This is a genomic window from Mycobacterium sp. 1482292.6, from assembly GCF_001672995.1.
Lineage (GTDB): Bacteria > Actinomycetota > Actinomycetes > Mycobacteriales > Mycobacteriaceae > Mycobacterium > Mycobacterium europaeum_A.
Genome location: NZ_LZKV01000047.1, coordinates 1 through 600, shown reverse-complemented (window position 1 = coordinate 600; position 600 = coordinate 1). Strand labels below are relative to the sequence as shown.

Here is a 600-nt window from a genome sequence, read left to right as displayed (position 1 = left end):
GCGTCAATGGACTTCAGAGTCAGACCACCGCCGCGAGCGACCTCCCATTCTCTCTGTGGACTTCGCAGTAGTAGCCGCCCACGGTGCAGCCGGGGCTGCTGCAGCCGCGGTCCTTGGCGTACAACACGATTCGTTGGCCGGGGGAGGCGAGGCGTTTGGTGTGATAGAGCGCCAGGGCCTTGCCGTTGTCAAAGATGGCTAGATAGTGGTGGGCGTGGCGGGCCAGGCGGATGACATCGCTCATCGGCAGCAGGGTGCCGCCGCCGGTCAAGCCGCGTCCGGCCGCGGCTTCGAGCTCGGCCAGTGTGGTGGTGACGATGATGGAGGCGGGTAACCCGTTGTGCTGCCCCAGGTTCCCGGAGGCCAGCACGCCGCGCAGTGCGGCGTTGAGTCCGTCGTGCTGGCGTTGGGCGGCCGAGCGTGGGTCGTGGTCGATGGCGTCTTGGGTGGGTGCGCCGTCCACACAGGGGGTGTCGTCGTGGGGGTTGCACATGCCGGGGGCGGCGAGTTTGGCTAGGACGGCTTCCAGGGTGGCGCGGGCTTCGGGGGTGAGCCAGCCGCGCAGCGCCGACATGCCGTCGGCCTGCTGGTTGCCCAGGG

Annotated in this window: 1 pseudogene; it reads right to left on the bottom strand. The window is 69.0% G+C overall.

Going from position 1 to position 600, the window contains the following annotated elements:
* Positions 1-55: 55 nt before the first annotated feature.
* A pseudogene (locus tag A5624_RS03650) lies at positions 56-600 on the bottom strand (DUF222 domain-containing protein); the annotation flags it as partial.